Source organism: Streptomyces sp. Ag109_O5-10 (assembly GCF_900105755.1).
Lineage (GTDB): Bacteria > Actinomycetota > Actinomycetes > Streptomycetales > Streptomycetaceae > Streptomyces.
The window spans coordinates 7,013,222-7,034,148 of record NZ_FNTQ01000001.1 but is presented as its reverse complement, the minus strand read 5'-3'; the positions used below and the strand labels follow the sequence as shown (position 1 = coordinate 7,034,148).

General features: G+C 71.8%; 15 protein-coding genes and 1 pseudogene. 8 read left to right on the top strand and 8 right to left on the bottom strand.

The window, feature by feature from the left end; genetic code table 11:
- Nucleotides 1–65: 65 nt before the first annotated feature.
- From BLW82_RS32070 to BLW82_RS32055, 4 genes are read left to right on the top strand one after another with little or no spacing between them, the layout of a single operon-like run.
- Entirely contained in the window at nt 66–818 is a 753-nt protein-coding gene (locus BLW82_RS32070) for an enoyl-CoA hydratase family protein (protein ID WP_093504330.1), read from the top strand.
- Complete coding sequence (locus BLW82_RS32065) at nt 811–1,659, top strand: CoA transferase subunit A (protein WP_093504328.1); 849 nt, start codon at nt 811–813, stop codon at nt 1,657–1,659. Before BLW82_RS32070 ends, BLW82_RS32065 begins: the two co-directional genes overlap by 8 nt.
- On the top strand, nt 1,656–2,429 hold the full coding sequence (locus BLW82_RS32060) for a CoA-transferase subunit beta (protein ID WP_093504326.1): 774 nt from the start codon (nt 1,656–1,658) through the stop codon (nt 2,427–2,429). Before BLW82_RS32065 ends, BLW82_RS32060 begins: the two co-directional genes overlap by 4 nt.
- Nucleotides 2,429–3,478 (top strand): NAD(P)H-dependent flavin oxidoreductase, encoded by a 1,050-nt coding sequence (locus BLW82_RS32055; protein ID WP_093504324.1) that lies wholly within the window; start codon nt 2,429–2,431, stop codon nt 3,476–3,478. Before BLW82_RS32060 ends, BLW82_RS32055 begins: the two co-directional genes overlap by 1 nt.
- A gap of 4 nt (nt 3,479–3,482) precedes the next feature.
- Here BLW82_RS32055 and BLW82_RS32050 read toward each other — a convergent pair whose 3' ends face one another.
- Genes BLW82_RS32050 through BLW82_RS32040 form a run of 3 tightly spaced genes read right to left on the bottom strand, consistent with a single transcriptional unit; the run spans nt 3,483 to nt 6,102 of the window.
- Complete coding sequence (locus BLW82_RS32050) at nt 3,483–4,640, bottom strand: acetyl-CoA C-acetyltransferase (RefSeq protein WP_093504322.1); 1,158 nt, start codon at nt 4,638–4,640, stop codon at nt 3,483–3,485.
- 46 nt (nt 4,641–4,686) lie between these two features.
- On the bottom strand, nt 4,687–5,298 hold the full coding sequence (locus BLW82_RS32045) for a TetR/AcrR family transcriptional regulator (protein ID WP_093504320.1): 612 nt from the start codon (nt 5,296–5,298) through the stop codon (nt 4,687–4,689).
- Nucleotides 5,299–5,313: 15 nt separating this feature from the next.
- Nucleotides 5,314–6,102 (bottom strand): SDR family oxidoreductase, encoded by a 789-nt coding sequence (locus BLW82_RS32040; RefSeq protein ID WP_093504318.1) that lies wholly within the window; start codon nt 6,100–6,102, stop codon nt 5,314–5,316.
- Nucleotides 6,103–6,155: 53 nt separating this feature from the next.
- On the opposite strand from BLW82_RS32040, the gene BLW82_RS32035 reads away from it, so the two are divergent.
- Nucleotides 6,156–7,295, top strand: a complete 1,140-nt coding sequence (locus BLW82_RS32035; protein WP_093508391.1) for an acyl-CoA dehydrogenase family protein — start codon at nt 6,156–6,158, stop codon at nt 7,293–7,295.
- Nucleotide 7,296: 1 nt separating this feature from the next.
- Complete coding sequence (locus BLW82_RS32030) at nt 7,297–8,256, top strand: acyl-CoA dehydrogenase family protein (RefSeq protein WP_093504316.1); 960 nt, start codon at nt 7,297–7,299, stop codon at nt 8,254–8,256.
- 57 nt (nt 8,257–8,313) lie between these two features.
- Here BLW82_RS32030 and BLW82_RS32025 read toward each other — a convergent pair whose 3' ends face one another.
- The 5 genes from BLW82_RS32025 to BLW82_RS32005 form a co-directional block, all read right to left on the bottom strand.
- Complete coding sequence (locus BLW82_RS32025; protein WP_093504314.1) at nt 8,314–9,972, bottom strand: cytochrome bc1 complex cytochrome b subunit; 1,659 nt, start codon at nt 9,970–9,972, stop codon at nt 8,314–8,316.
- Between the two features lie 77 nt (nt 9,973–10,049).
- Nucleotides 10,050–10,787, bottom strand: a complete 738-nt coding sequence (locus tag BLW82_RS32020; protein ID WP_093504312.1) for a vWA domain-containing protein — start codon at nt 10,785–10,787, stop codon at nt 10,050–10,052.
- Between the two features lie 151 nt (nt 10,788–10,938).
- Nucleotides 10,939–12,399 carry a glutamate synthase subunit beta gene (locus BLW82_RS32015; protein WP_093504310.1) on the bottom strand — a complete coding sequence of 487 codons (1,461 nt, stop codon included), beginning with the start codon at nt 12,397–12,399 and terminating at the stop codon, nt 10,939–10,941.
- Entirely contained in the window at nt 12,392–16,930 is a 4,539-nt protein-coding gene (gltB, locus tag BLW82_RS32010) for a glutamate synthase large subunit (RefSeq protein WP_256216026.1), read from the bottom strand. Before gltB ends, BLW82_RS32015 begins: the two co-directional genes overlap by 8 nt.
- Before the next feature lie 430 nt (nt 16,931–17,360).
- Nucleotides 17,361–18,092, bottom strand: coding sequence for a VIT1/CCC1 transporter family protein (locus tag BLW82_RS32005; RefSeq protein ID WP_093504306.1), 732 nt, complete (start codon nt 18,090–18,092; stop codon nt 17,361–17,363).
- Between the two features lie 297 nt (nt 18,093–18,389).
- On the opposite strand from BLW82_RS32005, the pseudogene BLW82_RS32000 reads away from it, so the two are divergent.
- Together BLW82_RS32000 and BLW82_RS31995 are read left to right on the top strand one after the other, a co-directional pair.
- A pseudogene (locus BLW82_RS32000) lies at nt 18,390–19,382 on the top strand (ADP-ribosylglycohydrolase family protein); the annotation flags it as partial.
- A 422-nt stretch (nt 19,383–19,804) separates the two neighbouring features.
- Nucleotides 19,805–20,923 (top strand): ADP-ribosylglycohydrolase family protein, encoded by a 1,119-nt coding sequence (locus BLW82_RS31995; protein WP_177233144.1) that lies wholly within the window; start codon nt 19,805–19,807, stop codon nt 20,921–20,923.
- The last annotated feature ends 4 nt before the right edge of the window (nt 20,924–20,927 follow it).

Sequence of the window (20,927 nt, the reverse complement as noted above, 5' to 3'; positions counted from 1 at the left end):
GAAGCCTCACACCTAACAAATGTTTGGTGGAAAGGCAGTTGAGTGCGAAGGTAGCTGATGCGTCCATGGGTGTCTCCACCTCGTCTCCGGAAAAGGGCATCGCGCTCGTCACGGTCGAGCACCCCCCGGTGAACGCTCTGCCGGTGCGGGGCTGGTTCGCGCTGGCGGACGCGGTGCGCGCGGCGGGCCGCGACCCGGGGACCCGTTGTGTCGTGCTGACGGCGCGGGGCCGGGGCTTCAGCGCGGGCGTGGACATCAAGGAGATACAGGCGGACGGGGACGAGGCGCTGCTCGGCGCCAACCGGGGCTGCGCGGAGGCCTTCGCGGCGGTGTACGAGTGCGAGACCCCGGTGGTGGCCGCGGTGCACGGCTTCTGCCTGGGCGGCGGGATAGGTCTGGTGGGCAACGCGGACGCGATCGTGGCCAGCGAGGACGCCGTCTTCGGGCTGCCGGAGCTGGACCGGGGCGCGCTGGGCGCGGCCACCCACCTGGCCCGCCTGGTCCCGCCACACCTGATGCGGACGCTGTACTACACCTCGCGCACGGCGACCGCGGCCGAGCTGCACGCGCACGGCTCGGTCTGGCGGGTCGTACCGCGCGGGGAAATGGACTCCGCGGCACTGGAGCTGGCACGGGAGATAGCCGCCAAGGACGGCCGGCTGCTGCGCCTGGCCAAGGCCGCCATCAACGGCATCGACCCCGTCGACGTGCGGCGCAGCTACCGCTTCGAACAGGGCTTCACCTTCGAGGCCGCCCTCAGCGGGGTGGCCGACCGGATACGCGACACCTTCGGGAAGGAGGGTGCGGGCAGTGACTGACAAGACGATGACCGCCGACGAGGCCGTCGCCCGGCTGACCGGCGGCATGACCCTCGGCATCGGCGGCTGGGGTTCCAGGCGCAAGCCGATGTCGCTGGTCAGAGCGGTGCTCCGGAGCGGCATCGACGATCTGACGCTGGTCTCGTACGGCGGCCCGGACGTCGGGATGCTGGTCGCGGCCGGCCGGGTGCGCAAGCTGGTGACGCCCTTCGTCACCCTCGACTCCGTTCCGCTCGAACCGCACTACCGCGCGGCGCGCGAGCGCGGGGCGTTCGAGCTCATGGAGGTCGACGAGGGCATGTTCATGTGGGGCCTGCACGCGGCCGCCCACCGGCTGCCCTTCCTGCCGGTGCGCGCCGGGATCGGCTCGGACGTCCTGCGGGTCAACCCGGGCCTGCGGACCGTCGCCTCGCCGTACGACGACGGGGAGACCTTCGTGGCGATGCCCGCCCTGCGCCTGGACGCGGCCCTGGTCCACGTCAACCGCGCCGACCGGCTGGGCAACGGGCAGTACCTGGGCCCGGACCCGTACTTCGACGACCTGTTCTGCGAGGCGGCGGACGCGGCCTACGTCTCCTGCGAACGGATCGTGGACACGGCCGAGCTGACGAAGGAGGCGGCCCCACAGTCACTGCTCGTCAAGCGGCTGAACGTGACGGGGGTGGTGGAGGCGCCGGGCGGCGCGCACTTCACGTCCTGCGCGCCGGACTACGGCCGGGACGAGGCGTTCCAGCGGTTGTACGCGTCGACGTCCTGGGCGGAGTTCTCCGGGCGTTTCCTGGCCGGGGACGAGCAGGCGTACCGGTCGGCGGTGCGGAACTGGCAGGAGGGACAGGGATGACAGAGGTGACAGGGGCGGCAGGGGCGACCAACGCGCCGCACACGGAGGTGCTGCGCTCCGAGTACTGCGTCATCGCCTGCGCCGAGGCCTGGCGCGGCTCCGGTGAGATCCTGGCGAGCCCGATGGGCCTGATCCCCTCACTGGGCGCCCGCCTGGCCCGGCTGACCTTCGCGCCGGACCTGCTGCTGACCGACGGCGAGGCCCTGCTGGTCCGCCCGGACGGGACGCCCGAGGGCTGGCTGCCCTACCGGCAGCATCTCGCGCTGGTCTCCGGCGGCCGCCGGCACGTGATGATGGGCGCGAGCCAGCTCGACCGGTACGGCAACCAGAACATCTCCTGCGTCGGCGACTGGTCCCGGCCCCGCCGCCAGCTGCTGGGGGTACGCGGTGCACCGCTCAACACCCTCAACAACCCGACGAGTTACTGGGTCCCGAAGCACTCCCGGCGGGTGTTCGTGGCGAAGGTCGACATGGTCTGCGGGGTGGGGTACGACCGGGTCGCCGCGCATCCGGGCACGGAGCGCTTCCACCGCATCCCGAGGGTCGTCACCGACCTGGGCGTCCTCGACTTCGAGACCCCGGACCACTCGATGCGGCTGGCCGCGCTGCATCCGGGGGTGAGCGTCGACCAGGTCCGGCGGGCCACGGACTTCGAGCTGGCCGTCCCGGACGAGGTGCCGTACACCCGGGAACCGAGCGCGGAGGAGCTGCGGCTGATCCGTGAGGTGCTGGATCCGGCGGGCGCGCGGACGAAGGAGGTCGCCGGCTGATGGAGACGGCACTGACCCGGCTGGCCGGGGTCCGGCATCCGATCGTGCAGACCGGGATGGGCTGGGTGGCCGGCCCCCGCCTGGTCTCGGCGACGGCCGCCGCGGGGGCCCTCGGCATCCTGGCCTCCGCCACGATGACCCTCGACCAGCTGCGGGCGGCGATCGCCGAGGTGCGGTGCCGTACGGACGCCCCGTTCGGGGTGAACCTGCGGGCGGACGCGGCCGACGCCGGCGACCGGGTCCGGCTGATCATCGACGGGGGTGTGCGGGTGGCGTCCTTCGCGCTCGCCCCCTCCCCCGAGCTGATCGCCGAACTGAAGGAGGCGGGCGTGGTGGTGATCCCGTCCGTGGGGGCGCGGCGGCACGCCGAGAAGGTGGCGGCGTGGGGCGCGGACGCGGTGATCGTGCAGGGCGGCGAGGGCGGCGGGCACACCGGCGAGGTGGCGACGAGCGTGCTGCTGCCGCAGGTGGTGGACGCGGTGCGGATACCGGTGGTGGCCGCGGGCGGGTTCTTCGACGGCCGGGGGCTGGTGGCGGCGCTGGCGTACGGGGCGGCGGGGGTCGCGATGGGCACCCGGTTCCTGCTCACCTCGGACTCGGCGGTGCCGGACACGGTGAAGGCGCGGTATCTGGCGGCGACGGTCAGGGACGTCACGGTGACCAGAGCGGTGGACGGGCTGCCGCACCGGATGCTGCGGACCGATCTGGTGGCCGCGCTGGAGAGCTCGGGCCGGGCCCGGAGTCTGCTGCGCGCGGTACGGCGGGCGGCGGGGTTCCGGAAGCTGTCCGGGCTCACCTGGCGGCAGATGGTGCGGGACGGCCTGGCCCTGCGGCACGGCAAGCAGCTGTCCTGGAGTCAGGTGCTGCTGGCCGCGAACACGCCGATGCTGCTCAGGTCGGCGATGGTGGACGGCCGTACGGATCTCGGCGTGATGGCGTCCGGGCAGGTCGCCGGGGTGATCGACGACCTGCCGTCGTGCGCGGAGCTGGTGGCACGGATCATGAAGGAGGCGGAGGAGACCCGGGACCGGCTCACGGCCCTCACGTGAGGGTCTACAACCGCTCGATGATCGTCACGTTGGCCTGTCCCCCGCCTTCGCACATGGTCTGGAGGCCGTAGCGGCCGCCGGTGCGTTCCAGTTCGTGCAGGAGGGTCGTCATCAGCTTGACTCCGGTGGCGCCGAGGGGGTGGCCGAGAGCTATCGCGCCGCCGTTGACGTTGACCTTGGCGGGGTCGGCGCCGGTCTCCTTGAGCCAGGCGAGGACGACCGGGGCGAAGGCCTCGTTGATCTCGACGAGGTCGATCGCGTCGATGGTGAGCCCGGTCTTCTTCAGGGCCTGGGCGGTGGCCGGGATCGGCGCGGAGAGCATCCGGATGGGGTCCTCGCCGCGGACGGAGAGGTGGTGGACGCGGGCCCGGGGGCGTAACCCGTGTTCGCGGACGGCGCGTTCGGAGGCGAGGAGCAGGGCGGCGGCGCCGTCGGAGACCTGGGAGGAGCAGGCGGCGGTGATGGTGCCGCCGTCGACGACCGGCTTCAGGGCGGCCATCTTCTCGAGGGAGGTGTCGCGGCGCGGCCCTTCGTCCACGGCGACCGGGCCGTAGGGCACGATCTCCCGCTCGAAGCGGCCCTCGTCGATGGCGCGCAGTGCCCTGCGGTGGGAGTTCAGGGCGAACTCCTCCTGGTCCCGGCGGCTGATGCCCCACTTAGCGGCGATCATCTCGGCGCCGGCGAACTGGTTGACGGGCTGCCTGCCGTACCGGGCCCGCCAGCCCTCGCTGCCGAGGAAGGGGCCCTCGGTGAGGCCGAGCGGCTCGGCGGCCTGGCGGGAGGCGAAGGCGATGGGGATCTGGGACATGTTCTGGACGCCGCCGGCGACCACCAGGTCCTGGGTGCCGGAGAGGACGGCCTGGGCGGCGAAGTGCACGGCCTGCTGGGAGGAGCCGCACTGGCGGTCGACGGTGACGCCCGGCACCTCCTCGGGCAGCCCGGCCGCCAGCCAGCAGGTCCGGGCGATGTCTCCGGCCTGCGGCCCCACCGCGTCGAGGCAGCCGAAGACGACGTCCTCGACGGCGGCCGGGTCCACGCCTGACCGCGCGACCAGGGCACTCAGCACACGGGCGCCCAGATCGGCCGGGTGCACCCCGCTCAGTCCGCCCTTGCGCCGCCCGACCGGCGTGCGCACCGCTTCGACGATGTAGGCCTCGGCCATCTCGGCAACTCCCTCGGCAGAAAGGGGCTTTCAACGAATGGGTGGGCTACTCACGGACGGCGATCCCGTCCAGCACCATCGACAGGTACTGGCGGGCGATCTCCTCCGGGCTGTGCTGTCCGCCGGGCCGGTACCAGGAGGCGGCGACCCACACGGTGTCGCGCACGAACCGGTAGGTGAGGCGGACGTCCAGGTCGGCGCGGAAGACGCGTGCGGCGACCCCGCGCTCCAGCGTCGACAGCCATGCCTTCTCGAACCTGCGCTGCGACTCGGCGAGGAAGCCGAACCGCTCCTGCGCGACCAGCTGCTTGCTCTCCTTCTGGTAGATGGCGACGGCGGCGCGGTGCCGGTCGATCTCCCGGAAGGACTCGGTGACCAGGGCTTCGAGGGTCTCGCGGGGACCGAGTTCGGCACCAAGGACGGTGTCGTAGCCGTCCCAGAGCTCGTCGAGAAAGGTCCGCAGGATCTCCTCCAGCATCGACTCCTTGGAGTCGAAGTGGTAGTAGAGGCTGCCGGCGAGCATGCCCGCGTGGTCCGCGATCTTGCGCACGGTGGTGGCGTTGTAGCCCTGCTCGGCGAAGACCTCGGCGGCGGTCGCGAGGAGTTCGCGGCGCCGGGCGGGCGCGGCGGTCACCTGGGGCTTCTTCTTGGTCGGCACGGGTACATTCTCGTCCTACGGGTGCTGGCTGCTGACGGAGACGACCTCTCCGGTGAGGTACGAGGAGTAGCCGGACGCCAGGAAGACGATCGCGTTGGCCACCTCCCACGGTTCGGCGTACCGCCCGAAGGCCTCGCGGGCGGTGAGCTCCTCCAGCAGTTCAGCCGAGGTCACCTTCACCAGGTGCGGATGCATGGCGAGGCTCGGCGCCACCGCGTTGACCCGCACGCCGTATCCGGCGGCCTCGATCGCCGCGCACCGGGTCAGCGCCATCACGCCGGCCTTGGCGGCGGCGTAGTGGGCCTGGCCGGCCTGGGCGCGCCAGCCGACGACGGAGGAGTTGTTGACGATCACCCCGCCCCGCCCGCTCTCGCGGAAGTGCCGCAGGGCGGCGCGCGAGCACCGGAAGGTGCCGTTGAGGGTGACGTCCAGGACCCGCGTCCACTGGTCGTCCGTCATGTCGGCGAGGGCCGAAGTGCCGCCGAGACCCGCGTTGTTGACCACGATGTCCAGCCGTCCGTGCTCCCGCACGGCGGTGTCGAAGAGTCCCTGGACCTGGGCCTCGTCGGTCACGTCGCACGGGACCGCGGTCACGGCGCCCGGGTGCTCGCCGGCCAGCTCGGCCGCGTACTCCTTCAGGCGCCGCGGGTGCGCGTCGCTGATCAGCACGCGGGCGCCCTCCTCCAGGAAGCGGCGCGCGGTCGCCCCGCCGATCCCCGCCCCGGCCGCGGCGGTGACGACGGCGCTGCGCCCCTCGAGCAGCCCGTGCCCGGGCACGTACTCCGGACTCTCGACGCCTGTCATGGCTCCACGCTAACCTACCAAACACTTGTTAGGGAAGGACGGTGACGGCGACCGTGGACCTGACCCACAGCCCGGCGGACGAGGAGTTCCGCGCCGAGGCCCGCGCCTGGCTGGCGGAGCACGTGCCCGACCCGCCGCTCCCCTCCCTGGAGACCGCCGGGGGCTTCGCCGCGCACCGCGCCTGGGAGGCCGAACTGGCCGCGGACCGCTGGTCGGTGGTGTCCTGGCCCGAGGAGTACGGCGGCCGGGACGCGGGGCTGCTGCGATGGCTGGTCTTCGAGGAGGAGTACTGGGCGGCGAACGCGCCGGGCCGGGTCGGCCAGAACGGCATCAGCCTGCTCGCGCCGACCCTCTTCGACCACGGCACCGAGGAGCAGCGCGCGCGGGTGCTGCCGCCGATGGCCACCGGGGAGGTGGTCTGGGCGCAGGCCTGGTCCGAGCCCGAGGCGGGTTCCGACCTGGCCGCCCTCACCTCCAGGGCCGTGCGCACGGACGACGGCTGGCTGCTCACCGGCCAGAAGACGTGGTCGTCGAGGGCGGCCTTCGCCGACCGCGCGTTCGGGCTCTTCCGCAGCGAGCCGCATGCACCCAAGCCGCATCAGGGGCTCACCTACCTGATGTTCGACCTGCGCGCGCCCGGGGTGACCGTGCGCCCGATCGGCCGTCTCGACGGGAAGCCGGCGTTCGCGGAGCTGTTCCTGGACGAGGTGTTCGTGCCCGACGAGGACGTGATCGGCGAGCCCGGCCAGGGCTGGCGGATCGCGATGTCGGCGGCGGGGAACGAGCGGGGGCTGACGCTGCGGTCTCCGGGGCGCTTCCTGGCCGCCGCCGACCGGTTGCGGGACCTCTGGCGGGCGCGGGGCGAACCGGAGTCGGCCGCGGCCCGGGTGGCCGCCGCCGTCGCCGGCGCCCGCGCGTACCAGCTGTTCACCTACGCGGCCGCCGCCCGCTTCCTGGACGGCGAGTCGCTCGGCCCCGAGTCCAGCCTGAACAAGGTGTTCTGGTCGGAGCTGGACCTGGCACTGCACGAGACGGCGCTCGACCTGCTGGGCGCGGAGGGCGAACTGGCCGGCACACCCTGGTCGGAGGGCTATGTCTTCTCCCTGGCCGGTCCGGTCTACGCGGGCACCAACGAGATCCAGCGCGACATCGTCGCCGAGCGGCTGCTCGGCCTGCCGAAGGGACGCCGCTGACATGCGCTTCCTCCTCGACACCGGGCAGCGGGACTTCGCCGACGCCCTACGGGCGCTGCTCACGGCCGCGGACACACCGGCGGTGATACGCGACTGGAGCCGCGGCGAGCAGGCGAGCGGACGGGCGTTGTGGGGCCGCGTCGGCAACGCCGGGGTGTTCGGGCTCGCTGTGCCGGAGGAGTACGGCGGGGCGGGGCGCCGGGCCGTCGAACTCGCCGTCGCCTTCGTCGAGCTGGGGCGGTTCGCGGTGCCGGGGCCGCTGGCGGAGACGGTGGCGGCGGCGGTCCTGCTCGACGACGGGGAAGGTCTCGCCAAGCGGTTCCTGCCGGGGATCGCGTCGGGCGGGACGGTGGCGACGGTGGCGTTCGAGCAGCACGGTTACGGGTTCGCCCTGGACGCGGACGCGGCGGACGTACGGCTCGCGGCAGCACCGGAGGGCCTGCTGTTGTCCTCCGGCGCCGGGGCGGTGCGCCGGTCCCTGGACCCCGCCCGACGGCTCGCCCCGCTGTTTCCGGTCGGGGAGCTGCTCGATGCGGAGCCGCCGTGGGGCGAGGCACTGACCTGGGCCCGGCTGGCCACGGCCGCGCAGGCGCTGGGGGTGGGGCTGGCCCTGCTCGACAGAACGGTGGCGTACGTCAAGCGGCGGAACCAGTTCGGTGTGCCCGTCGGGTCGTTCCAGGCGGTCCGGCATCGGCTGGCCGACGTGAAGATCGCGCTGGAGTTCGCGCGTCCGCTGGTGTTCGGGGCAGCGGTGACGATGACTCCGTCGGATGTGGCCGCTGCGAAGCTCAGTGCCTGTGCGGCGGCGTACGCCGGGGCGCGGGCCGCGCTGCAGCTGCATGGGGCGATCGGCTACACGGCGGAGTACGACCTGTCGTTGTGGCTGACCAAGGCACGTGCGCTGCGCGGCGCTTGGGGGGCTCCGGAGGAGTGTCGGGCGGTGGTTCTCGGTCGTCGGTAGGCCACCGGCCGGTGGGGGCTGGTGGCGCAGTTCCCCGTGCCCCTGACGGGGCGCGTTTCAGTGCTCCTTGTTCGAAAGTTCCCGGTACTCCTCCCGCGTCGGCTTCGGGATGTGGGTGTCCGGGCCGAACATGCCCTTCGACATGCTCGCCCGTAGCCGCTGGGCGAGCGTGACCTTGCGTCGTACACCGTTCCCGTCCTCCAGGGGACCGATCTCGTACGGCGGGTTCTGCTCGTGCTGGGTCAGGACGAACAGGCGGTCCTGGCTGAGGGGTTCGTGGACCTCGATGTACTCGCCGTGCGGAAGCAGCTTGATGAGGCCGGTCTCCCTGCCGTGCAGGACCTTGTCGCGGTCCCGGCGCTGCAGGCCCAGGCAGATGCGTTTGGTGACGACGAAGGCCAGGGCGGGGACGACGAAGACGGAGATCCGGACGAACCAGGTGATCGAGTTGATGGAGAGGTGCAGATGGGTGGCGACGATGTCGTTGCCGCCGCCGATCAGCAGCACGAAGTACTCGCTGAGCCAGGCCACGCCGAGGGCGGTGCGGACGGGGACGTTGCGCGGGCGGTCGAGGATGTGGTGCTCACGCTTGTCGCCGGTGACCCACGCCTCGACGAACGGGTAGACGCCGATGGCCAGGAGGAAGAGCGGGAAGAGCGAGAAGGGGATGAGGACGCCCAGTTCCAGGGTGTGGCCCCAGGCGTTGATCTCCCAGCCGGGCATCACGCGGATCAGGCCCTCGGAGAAGCCCAGGTACCAGTCGGGCTGGGCGCCCGTGGTCACCAGGTCGGGGCGGTAGGGGCCGAAGGCCCACACCGGGTTGATGGTGGCGATGCCGCCGATGAGCGCGAGGACTCCGAAGACGAGGAAGAAGAAGCCGCCCGCCTTGGCCATGTAGACCGGCAGGAAGGGCATGCCGATCACGCTCTTCTGGTCGCGTCCGGGCCCCGAGTACTGGGTGTGCTTGTGGTAGAAGACCAGGATCAGGTGGGCGACGACCAGTCCCAGCATGATCCCGGGCAGCAGCAGCACGTGGATCGGGAAGAACCGCGAGATGATGTCGTGCCCCGGGAACTCCCCGCCGAACAGGAAGAACGAGATGTACGAGCCGACGATCGGGATCGAGAGGATCGCGCCGTCGGCGAACCGGACGCCGGTGCCGGAGAGCAGGTCGTCGGGGAGCGAGTAGCCGGTCAGGCCGGTGAGGATGGCGAGGAACAGCAGCAGCCAGCCGAACAGCCAGTTGACCTCGCGCGGCTTGCGGAAGGCGCCGGTGAAGAACACCCGCATCATGTGGACGACCATGCCGGCCACGAAGACCAGCGCCGCCCAGTGGTGGATCTGCCGGATCAGCAGGCCGCCGCGCACGTCGAAGCTGATGTGCAGCGTCGACTCGTACGCCTTGGTCATGATGATGCCGTTCAGCGGCTGGTAGGTGCCGTGGTAGACGACCTCGGCGCCGCTGGGCTCGAAGAACAGGGTGAGGTAGATGCCCGTGAGGATCAGGATGAGGAAGCTGTAGAGGCAGATCTCGCCCAGCATGAAGGACCAGTGGTCCGGGAACACCTTGCGCATGTTCGCCTTGGCCAGGCCGTAGATCCCGAGCCGGCCGTCCGCCCAGTCCGCGAGCTTCTCACCCTTGCCGGGCGGCTCCGCCCGGTCCGCGGAACTTCCCACCCGTGCCTGTCCGTTCACCGTTCGTGCCGCGTCGTCCATACGTCGCGTCGCCTCCCCGCCGGATCACCCCTCAGGGTGGCACGCCGGAGCGCTACAGCCAACGGGGCGACGTAAACTCAGCCCGCCCCGACGCCCGCCCCGACGATGCCCGCCGCCCGCGCCGCCGCCAGCCACTGCGGGAACTCGCCGACGAGACGGTCGTACAGCTCGTCGTCCGGCACCTTCCGCGGGTCCGAACCGGCGTGGAAGAAGCCCGCGTTGTCCACCGCCCGCTTCCCCGGCACCGCCAGTTCGTCGAGCTTGCGCAGGAAGTCGAACTGTCTGCTGTGCGGGTCGCCGAAGCCGACGAACTGCCAGAACAGCGGCAGCCTGGCCGCCTTGCACAGGTAGCGTTCCGCGGCGAGCTTGTTGATCGGGCCGCCGTCGGTCTGGAAGACGACCAGGGCGGGCTCCGTGGACCCGCTGTCCAGGTAGTGGTCGATCACGGCGTCCATGGCCAGGTGGTAGCTGGTCTTGCCCATGTGACCGAGCCCGGCCGCGATCTTCTCGATCCGGCCCGTGTGGTCGGCGAGCCTGATGTCGGTGACCGCGTCGATGTCGGTGGAGAAGAAGACGACGGGAACGACGCCGTCGTCGTCCAGGTGCGCGGAGAGGCCGAGGACCCGGTCCGCGAGTGCCTGCACACTGCCGTCCGCGTAGTAGGGCTTCATCGAGCCGGAGTAGTCGACGACCAGGTAGACGGCGGCCCGCAGTCCGTCGAGGCCGTGCTTGGCGAGGGAGACCCCGGCCGACCTGTACGAGCCGACCAGCGCGGGCGCGGTCCGCTCCACCTTGCTGACACTGATCGCGGCCATGTCCTGTTCCCCCTCGCCCCTGGTTCAGGAGGCCGAGGTTACTTGATCGCGGAAAGGCGGCGGCGCCTGCCCATCGTCCGGTCGGGGACTGTGGGGCAGGCGCCGTCAGTGTTCCGTACGCCTTTGTACGGGACGTCTGTTGAGGTGTGGCTCAGACCATCAGCGAGCGGTCCGTCGGGCGGATCGGGGCCGGGAGGTCGCTGGCGCCGGTGAGGAAGCGGTCGACGCCCTTGGCGGCCGAGCGGCCCTCGGCGATGGCCCAGACGATCAGGGACTGGCCACGGCCGGCGTCACCGGCGACGAAGACGCCCGGCACGTTGGTCTGGAAGTCGGCGTCGCGGGCGACGTTGCCGCGCTCGTCGAGTTCGAGACCGAACTGCTCGACCACACCGTTCACCCGGTCGGTGCCGGTGAAGCCCATGGCCAGGGTGACCAGCTGGGCCGGGATCTTCCGCTCGGTGCCCGGCTTCGGGGTCAGCTTGCCGTCGACGAACTCCACCTCTGTGAGGTGCAGCCACTGGACGTTGCCGTCCTCGTCGCCCTCGAAGTGGGTGGTGGAGACGGAGTAGACCCGCTCACCGCCCTCCTCGTGCGCCGAGGTGACCTTGTAGAGCATCGGGAAGGTCGGCCACGGCTGGTGCGGCGCCCGGTCCTCGCCCGGCCGGGGCATGATCTCCAGCTGGGTGACGGAGGCCGCGCCCTGGCGGTGGGCGGTGCCCACGCAGTCCGCGCCGGTGTCGCCGCCGCCGATCACGACCACGTGCTTGCCCTCGGCCGAGATGGGCGAGACCACGTAGTCGCCCTCCTGGACCTTGTTGGCCAGGGGGAGGTACTCCATCGCCTGGTACACGCCCTTGAGCTCGCGGCCGGGAACCGGGAGGTCACGGGCGGTCGTGGCACCGGCGGCGATGACGACCGCGTCGTACCGCTTCTTCAGGTCGGTCGCCTTGAGGTCGCGGCCGATCTCGATGCCGGTACGGAAGCGGGTGCCCTCCGCGCGCATCTGCTCGATACGGCGGTTGATGTGCCGCTTCTCCATCTTGAACTCGGGGATGCCGTAGCGGAGCAGGCCGCCGATGCGGTCGGCGCGCTCGTAGACGGCGACGGTGTGGCCGGCCCGGGTCAGCTGCTGGGCGGCGGCCAGGCCCGCGGGGCCCGATCCGATGACGGCGACGGTCTTGCCGGACAGGCGCTCGGGGGCCTGCGGGGCGACGGTCCCGGCCTCCCACGCCTGGTCGATGATGGAGACCTCGACGTTCTTGATGGTGACGGCCGGCTGGTTGATGCCGAGCACGCACGCCGACTCGCAGGGGGCCGGGCACAGGCGGCCCGTGAACTCCGGGAAGTTGTTCGTGGCGTGCAGGCGCTCGGACGCGGCGGTCCAGTCCTCGCGGTAGGCGAAGTCGTTCCACTCGGGGATCAGGTTCCCGAGCGGACAGCCGTTGTGGCAGAACGGGATGCCGCAGTCCATGCACCGGCTGGCCTGCTTGCTGATGATCGGCAGCAGCGAACCCGGGACGTAGACCTCGTTCCAGTCCTTGACGCGCTCGGTGACGGGACGGGTCTTGGCGACCTCACGGCCGTGGTTCAGGAAGCCCTTCGGGTCAGCCATTGATCGCCGCCTCCATCATCTTCTCGTGGGTCTCGGTCTCGGAGAGACCGGCTCGCTCGGCGGCGTCCTTGGCGGCGAGCACTGCCTTGTACGTGCTGGGGATGATCTTGCTGAACCGCTGCACGGCCGTGTCCCAGTCGGCGAGCAGCTTGTCGGCGACCGTCGAGCCGGTGTCCTCGGCGTGGCGGCGCACCACGTCGTGCAGCCACCGCTCGTCCGCGTCGTCCAGGGCCTCGATCGCGTCGACGTTGCCGGCGTTGACGTTGTCGCGGTTCAGGTCGATCACGTAGGCGACACCGCCCGACATGCCGGCCGCGAAGTTGCGGCCCGTCTCGCCGAGGACCACCGCGTGGCCGCCGGTCATGTACTCGCAGCCGTGGTCGCCCACGCCCTCCGCGACCACCAGCGCACCGGAGTTGCGGACGCAGAACCGCTCGCCGGTGCGGCCGCGCAGGAACAGCTCGCCGCCGGTAGCACCGTAGGCGATGGTGTTGCCCGCGATGGTGGAGAACTCGGCGAGGTGGTCGGCCGCCCGGTCCGGACGGACGATGACGCGGCCGCCCGAGAGTCCCTTGCCGACGTAGTCGTTGGCGTCGCCCTCCAGGCGGAGCGTGACACCGCGCGGCAGGAAGGCGCCGAAGGACTGGCCGGCCGAGCCGGTGAACGTGATGTCGATGGTGTCGTCGGGCAGGCCCGCACCGCCGAACTTCTTCGTCACCTCGTGGCCGAGCATGGTGCCGACCGTGCGGTTGATGTTGCGGACCTTGATCTGGGCGCGCACCGGCTGGGCGTCGGTGGCGCTGGACGCGGCCAGGGCGTCCGAGGCCAGCTTGATCAGCTCGTTGTCCAGGGCCTTCTCCAGGCCGTGGTCCTGCGCGACGGTCCGGTGCAGGGCCGCGCCCTCGGGCAGCTCGGGCACGTGGAAGAGCGGGGACAGGTCCAGGCCCTGCGCCTTCCAGTGGTTGACGGCACGGGTGACGTCGAGCGCCTCGGCGTGGCCGACGGCCTCCTCGATGGAGCGGAAGCCGAGCTCGGCGAGGATCTCGCGGACCTCCTCGGCGATGAACCTGAAGAAGTTCACCACGTACTCGGCCTTGCCGGAGAAGCGGTCGCGCAGCACCGGGTTCTGGGTGGCGACGCCGACCGGGCAGGTGTCGAGGTGGCAGACGCGCATCATGATGCAGCCGGAGACGACGAGCGGCGCGGTTGCGAAACCGAACTCCTCGGCGCCGAGCAGCGCGGCGATGACCACGTCACGGCCGGTCTTCAGCTGGCCGTCGGTCTGCACGACGATGCGGTCCCGCAGGCCGTTGAGCAGCAGGGTCTGCTGGGTCTCGGCGAGACCGAGCTCCCAGGGGCCGCCCGCGTGCTTCAGGCTCGTGAGAGGGGACGCACCCGTACCGCCGTCGTGGCCGGAGATGAGCACGACGTCCGCGTGCGCCTTGGACACACCGGCCGCGACCGTGCCGACACCGACCTCGGAGACCAGCTTGACGTGAATCCGCGCCTGCGGGTTCGCGTTCTTGAGGTCGTGGATCAGCTGGGCCAGGTCCTCGATGGAGTAGATGTCGTGGTGCGGCGGCGGGGAGATCAGGCCGACGCCCGGGGTGGAGTGCCGGGTCTTGGCGACCCACGGGTAGACCTTGTGGCCGGGCAGCTGACCGCCCTCGCCGGGCTTGGCGCCCTGGGCCATCTTGATCTGGATGTCGTCGGCGTTGACCAGGTACTCGGAGGTGACGCCGAAGCGGCCGGAGGCGACCTGCTTGATGGCGCTGCGCCGCGCCGGGTCGTACAGGCGGTCCGGGTCCTCGCCGCCCTCACCGGTGTTGGACTTGCCGCCCAGCTGGTTCATCGCGATGGCGAGGGTCTCGTGGGCCTCGCGCGAGATGGAGCCGTAGGACATGGCGCCGGTGGAGAAGCGCTTGACGATCTCGGAGACCGGCTCGACCTCGTCGACGGAGATCGACGGACGGTCGCTCTTGAAGCCGAACAGGCCGCGGAGCGTCATCAGCCGCTCGGACTGCTCGTTCACGCGGTCCGTGTACTTCTTGAAGATGTCGTAGCGGTTCGCGCGGGTCGAGTGCTGGAGGCGGAAGACCGTCTCCGGGTCGAACAGGTGCGGCTCGCCCTCGCGGCGCCACTGGTACTCGCCCCCTATGTCCAGGGCGCGGTGGGCCGGCGCGATGCCGGAGGCCGGGTAGGCCTTGGCGTGGCGGGCGGCGACCTCCTTGGCGATGACGTCGATGCCGACGCCGCCGATCTTGGAGGCGGTGCCGCTGAAGTACTTCTCGACGAAGCCCTCTTCGAGACCGACGGCCTCGAAGACCTGGGCGCCGCGGTAGGAGGCGACCGTGGAGATGCCCATCTTGGACATGACCTTCAGGACGCCCTTGCCGAGGGCGTAGATCAGGTTGCGGATGGCCTGCTCGGCCTCCATGCCCGGCAGGAAGGTGCCCGCGCGGGTCAGGTCCTCGACGGACTCCATGGCCAGGTACGGGTTGACGGCCGCGGCGCCGAAGCCGATCAGGAGGGCGACGTGGTGGACCTCGCGGACGTCACCGGCCTCGACGAGCAGGCCCACGTGGGTGCGCTGCTTGGTGCGGATGAGGTGGTGGTGGACGGCCGAGGTGAGCAGCAGAGACGGGATCGGCGCGTGCTCGGCGTCCGAGTGCCGGTCCGACAGGACGATCAGCCGGGCGCCGTTCTCGATGGCCGCGTCGGCCTCGGCGCAGATCTCCTCGATGCGCGCGGCGAGCGAGTCGCCGCCGCCGGAGACCCGGTACAGGCCGGACAGGGTCGCGGCCTTGAAGCCGGGCATGTCGCCGTCGGCGTTGATGTGGATGAGCTTGGCCAGCTCGTCGTTGTCGATCACCGGGAAGGGCAGCACGACCGAGCGGCAGGACGCGGCGGTCGGGTCGAGCAGGTTGCCCGAGGGGCCGAGGGACGAGCGCAGGCTCGTCACCAGCTCCTCCCGGATCGCGTCCAGCGGCGGGTTGGTGACCTGCGCGAAGAGCTGGGTGAAGTAGTCGAAGAGCAGGCGCGGGCGCTCGCTCAGCGCGGCGATGGGCGAGTCGGTGCCCATGGAGCCGATCGGCTCGGCGCCGGCCTTGGCCATCGGCGCGAGGATGACGCGGAGCTCTTCCTCGGTGTAGCCGAAGGTCTGCTGGCGGCGGGTGACCGAGGCGTGGGTGTGGACGATGTGCTCGCGCTCGGGCAGGTCGCACAGCTCGATCTCGCCGGCCTCCAGCCACTCCGCGTACGGCTGCGCGGCGGCGAGGCCCGCCTTGATCTCGTCGTCCTCGATGATGCGGTGCTCGACGGTGTCGACGAGGAACATCCGGCCGGGCTGCAGCCGGCCCTTGCGGACGACCTTGGCGGGGTCGATGTCGAGGACGCCGACCTCGGAGCCGAGGACGACCAGGCCGTCGTCGGTGACCCAGTAGCGGCCCGGGCGCAGACCGTTGCGGTCGAGAACGGCGCCGACCTGGGAGCCGTCGGTGAAGGTGACGCAGGCGGGGCCGTCCCAGGGCTCCATCATCGTGGAGTGGTAGCCGTAGAAGGCGCGGCGGGCCGGGTCCATGGAGTCGTGGTTCTCCCACGCCTCCGGGATCATCATCAGCACGGAGTGCGGCAGCGAACGCCCGCCCAGGTGCAGGAGCTCCAGCACCTCGTCGAAGGTGGCCGAGTCGGAGGCGTCGGGCGTACAGATCGGGAAGACCCGGTCCAGCTTCTCCGGCGGCCCGAACAGGTCGGAGACCAGCTGCGACTCGCGGGCCCGCATCCAGTTGCGGTTGCCCTTGACGGTGTTGATCTCACCGTTGTGGGCGACGAACCGGTAGGGGTGGGCGAGCGGCCACGACGGGAAGGTGTTGGTGGAGAACCGGGAGTGCACGAGCGCGATCGCGGACGCGAAGCGGCGGTCGGACAGGTCCGGGAAGAAGGGCTCCAGCTGGCCGGTGGTCAGCATGCCCTTGTAGACGATGGTCCGCGCGGACAGCGAGGGGAAGTAGACGCCCGCCTCGCGCTCGGCGCGCTTGCGCAGCACGAACGCCCTGCGGTCCAGCGCGATGCCCTCGCTGGCGCCGTCGGTCACGAAGATCTGCCGGAAGACCGGCATGGTGGAGCGGGCGGTGGCGCCGAGCAGCTGCGGGGCGACCGGAACCTCGCGCCAGCCGAGGACGGTGAGGCCCTCCTCGTCTGCGATCGTCTCGATCTGCGAGATGGCGTCCTGGGTGCCGTCCTCCGGGAGGAAGGCGATGCCGGCGGCATACGAACCGGCCGCCGGCAGCTCGAATCCGGCCACCGCGCGGAAGAAGGCGTCGGGCACCTGGGAGAGCAGGCCCGCGCCGTCGCCGGAGTCGGGCTCGGAGCCGGTCGCGCCGCGGTGCTCCAGGTTGCGCAGAACCGTGAGCGCCTGCTCGACCAGCGCATGGCTCGCCTCGCCGGTGAGGGTGGCCACGAAGCCGACGCCGCAGGCGTCGCGCTCGTTGCGGGGGTCGTACATACCCTGCGCAGCAGGGCGAGCATCCATGAACGACCAGTTTCGGTTGTTCGTGGAGTGCTGGGACGGCTGGCGCGGCGTACGCATCGGCTCTCCCGTCGTCGTCAGTGGCGTATAGCAGGTGCCGAGGGACGACGCTGGCCCTCTGCGTTATTGTTGCGAAATTTCACGCAGGTTACATGATGGAGTGGTTCTCGGGAACTGGATACACCGTTCCAACATGCGGACGCCGCAGGGGTTTACGGCGAGGTACCGCCCGAAGCGGTCAAGGTGGTGGGGGACCGATCCGGACAGATCCGTGTCCATCGGTCCGCGGAGCGGGGGTGAGCGTCGCACCACCCCACAGGTGCATGGCAGGCGTCATTGCCTGCGGCGCTTACGGCTCATGCCCAGCGGTTAAGCATTCGAAACCAGCGAGTAACGGGTACTTATGCGGCCCAACGCATAGCTACCAGTTCTCCTATCCTACGGCCGTCCCGAACAGGGTGCCCAGGGCGTACGTCACACCGGCCGCCGCACCCCCCAGCGCGAGCTGCCGCAGACCGCTGAACCACCAGCTCCGCGCGGTCACCTTGGCCACCACGGCACCGCAGCCGAACAGCCCGGCGAGGGCCAGCAGCAGGGCGGGCCAGAGCGCGGTCGCGCCGAGCAGGAACGGCAGCACGGGCAGCAGCGCGCCCAGCGCGAACGACCCGAAGGAGGAGACGGCGGCGACCAGCGGCGAGGGCAGGTCGCCGGGGTCGATGCCGAGCTCTTCCCTGGCGTGTATCTCCAGCGCCTGCTCCGGGTCGGCGGACAGCTGCCGGGCGACCTCACGGGCCAGCCCGGGCTCGACGCCCCGCGCCTCGTACAGCGCGGCCAGCTCGGCCTCCTCGTCCTGCGGGTGCCTGCGCAGCTCTCTGCGCTCCACGTCCAGCTCGGCCTCGACGAGCTCGCGCTGCGAGGCGACGGAGGTGTACTCGCCGGCGGCCATCGAGAAGGCCCCGGCGGCCAGCCCCGCCAGCCCGGTGATCACGATGGTCTGGTGGCCGACGGCCCCGCCGGCCACGCCGGTCATCAGGGCGAGGTTGGAGACGAGCCCGTCCATGGCACCGAAGACGGCGGGCCGCAGCCAGCCCCCGTTCACATCCCGGTGGGTGTGGTTGTCGCGGTGGGCTTCGTGCAGAGTCGCCTGCGTCTCGATGACGGCCATCAAGGGTCCCCCAGGGGTCTCGCCGCATGCCCCGCATAAGCTGAGGCAAAGCTAAGTTTGGACAAGTTCTATCTTTCGACAACACCGACGTTACGCCCCCGCATTCCCCCGCCGCCAGCAAGGAAAGGCTCGGCTAACCTGTGGGTTTACCTCTTGCCGCTCACACGGGCGAGAGGCTGCACAGATGTCGACCGGGTGATGTAGAGGCCCTACAGGCTGCGGTCAACCGCCGTTGGTGGGACACATCCGCAAACGGCTCGCGCCCCGGCGCGAAGCCCCTCCCGGAGAGGCCCGCCCATGTCATCGATCGTCTGCACCCCGCCGGTCCCCGCCCCCGACGAGCGCGCCCGGGAGCTGCACGACCGGGCGCGGGGCGCGCTCCTGGGCCTGGCCGTGGGAGACGCGCTCGGGGCACCGGCGGAGAACATGAAGCCCTCCGAGATCCGCGCCCGCTGGGGCCGCATCACGGGCTACGTGACCGACCGTCCCGCCGGTACGGACGACACCGAGTACGCGATCTTCTCCGGCCTCCTCCTGGCCCGGCACGGCTCGGCACTCACCCCGGCCCACGTCGAGGCGGCCTGGCACGAGTGGATCGCCGACCGCGCCGAGGGCCCCTTCAAGGGCGCCGGCTTCAGCGAGCGCGGCACCCTGGAGAACCTCCGCCGCGGCCTCGCCGCCCCCATCTCCGCCCAGCACCGGCACGCCTGGAGCGACGGCCTCGCCATGCGGGCGGCACCCTTCGGCGTCTTCGCGGCGGGCCGCCCCGCCGAGGCGGCCCGGCTCGTCGCCGTCGACGGCTCGGTGAGCCACGAGGGCGAGGGCATCTACGGCGGCCAGGCGGTGGCGGCGGGGGTCGCGGCGGCGATGGCGGGGGCCCCGCCGACGGCGGTGGTCGCGGCCGCGCTCGCGGTGATCCCGGACGACTCCTGGACGGCCCGCTCCCTGCGCCGGGCCGTCTCGGTGGCCCACGGCGGCGAACGGGCGGTCCGCTCCGCGGTGGTCATCGGCGGCTACCCGTGGACCGACCTGGCCCCGGAGGCGGTGGCCCTCGCCTTCGGCGCGTACGCCGCGGCGGACGGCGACTTCCGCGACGCGGTGCTGACGGCCGTCAACATGGGGCGCGACGCGGACACCACGGCCGCGGTCGCCGGGGCGCTGGCCGGAGCGACGCGGGGAGAGGCGGCGATCCCACCGGAGTGGGGGGCGGCGATCGGCCCGGTACGGGGGAGCTGCCTGCCGTCGATGGCGGGCCACCACGTACTGGAGGTGGCGGAACTGCTGGTGCCGGCGGCGCCGGACCAGACCGAGCCACCCCCTACCAGGTCAGCCTTCCTGCCGACCGGACCGCATCCCGATCCGGCCGACCTCATCCCCACGGAGCCCCGCCCCACCGAGGCAGCCTTTCTGCCGACCGAACCAGACCCCCCGGCACCCGCCTTCCTCCCGACCGAACCACACCCCCCGGCACCCACCCTTCTCCCGACCGAACCACACCCCCCGGCACCCACCCTTCTCCCGACCGAACCACACCCCCCGGCACCCACCTTCCTCCCGACCGAACCACACCCCCCGGCACCCGCCTTCCTCCCGACCGAACCACACCCCCCGGCACCCGGCCCTCTGCCGACCGAGTCCGGTGGTGGACGGGCGCGCGCCCGGGGCTCCAGAGGGCGGAGCCCCCTGGGGGCCGGCTGCGGCGAGGGGCTCCGGTGAACCGGCGTCGTATCGAGGGGCTCCTCCTCGGCCTCGCCGCAGGCGACGCCGCCGGCTGGCCTTCCGCGCGGCACCGCGCGTCCCGCATGCCCGAGTGGACCCGCCGCCTCACCCGGGAACTCGACACCTTCGCCGAGCAGAACGCGACCACCACCCTCCCCGTCCCCATCGCCCTCAACCAGCCTCCCGAGCCCCTCCGCCTCGGCCCCTCCGACGACGCCGAGTGGGCGGCCTTCGCCGCCGAGGCCGTCCTGCGCGCCGGTGACGACACCCTCCTCGGCGACCTCAGCCGTGAGCTCCGTACCCGCGCCGCCATCGACCTCACCTGGACCGCCGTCGCCTCCGAGGTCGCCGCCGCGGCCGAACGCGCCCCGGAGATCGAGTCGGCCGTACTCCCCCTGCGCGCCCGCATCTCCGTCCGCGCCGGCCTCGGCAACCTCGCCGCCGGCCTGCGCCCGCCCGCCACCGGCCACGACAACCCGCACTACTTCGACGACGCAGCCTGTGTCCGCGCCTGCGCCCTCGCCGTCGCCCATCCCGGCGACCCGCAACGCGCCGCCGACCTCGCCGAGTTCGACGCCCGCTACACCCAGGACGGCGACGGGGTGCACGGCGCCCGCGCCATGGCCGCCGCCCTCGCTCTCGCCCTCGTCGGCGCCGAGGTGGAGACCTGCGTGGCCGCGGCCCTCGCCGAACTCCCCGAGGTCACCGAGATCGGCCGCAACGCCCGGCACGCCCTCACCCTCGCCGGCACCGCGGACTCCGCGTTCGCCCTGGTCCCCTTCCTCGAACACCAAATCGTCGACCACGTCTACAGCTACGGCATCGCCGCCGCGGAAACCGTCCCGGTCGCCCTCGCCCTCGCCACCGCCGCGCGCGGCCGGATCGCCGAGGCCGTGCCCGCCGCCGCCTGCCTCTCCCGGGTCGCCGACTCCGCCCCCGCCCTGGCCGGTGCGCTCACCGGCGCCCTCGGCGGCGGTGACACGGTTCCGCCGTCCTGGCGGGACGCCTGCCGCACCCTCTCCGGCTGTGCCCTCCCCCGCCTCACCGGCACGGACCTCGTGGAACTCGCCGAACTCCTGGAAGCCACACAACCGGCCCGTCCAGGTGGATGATTCG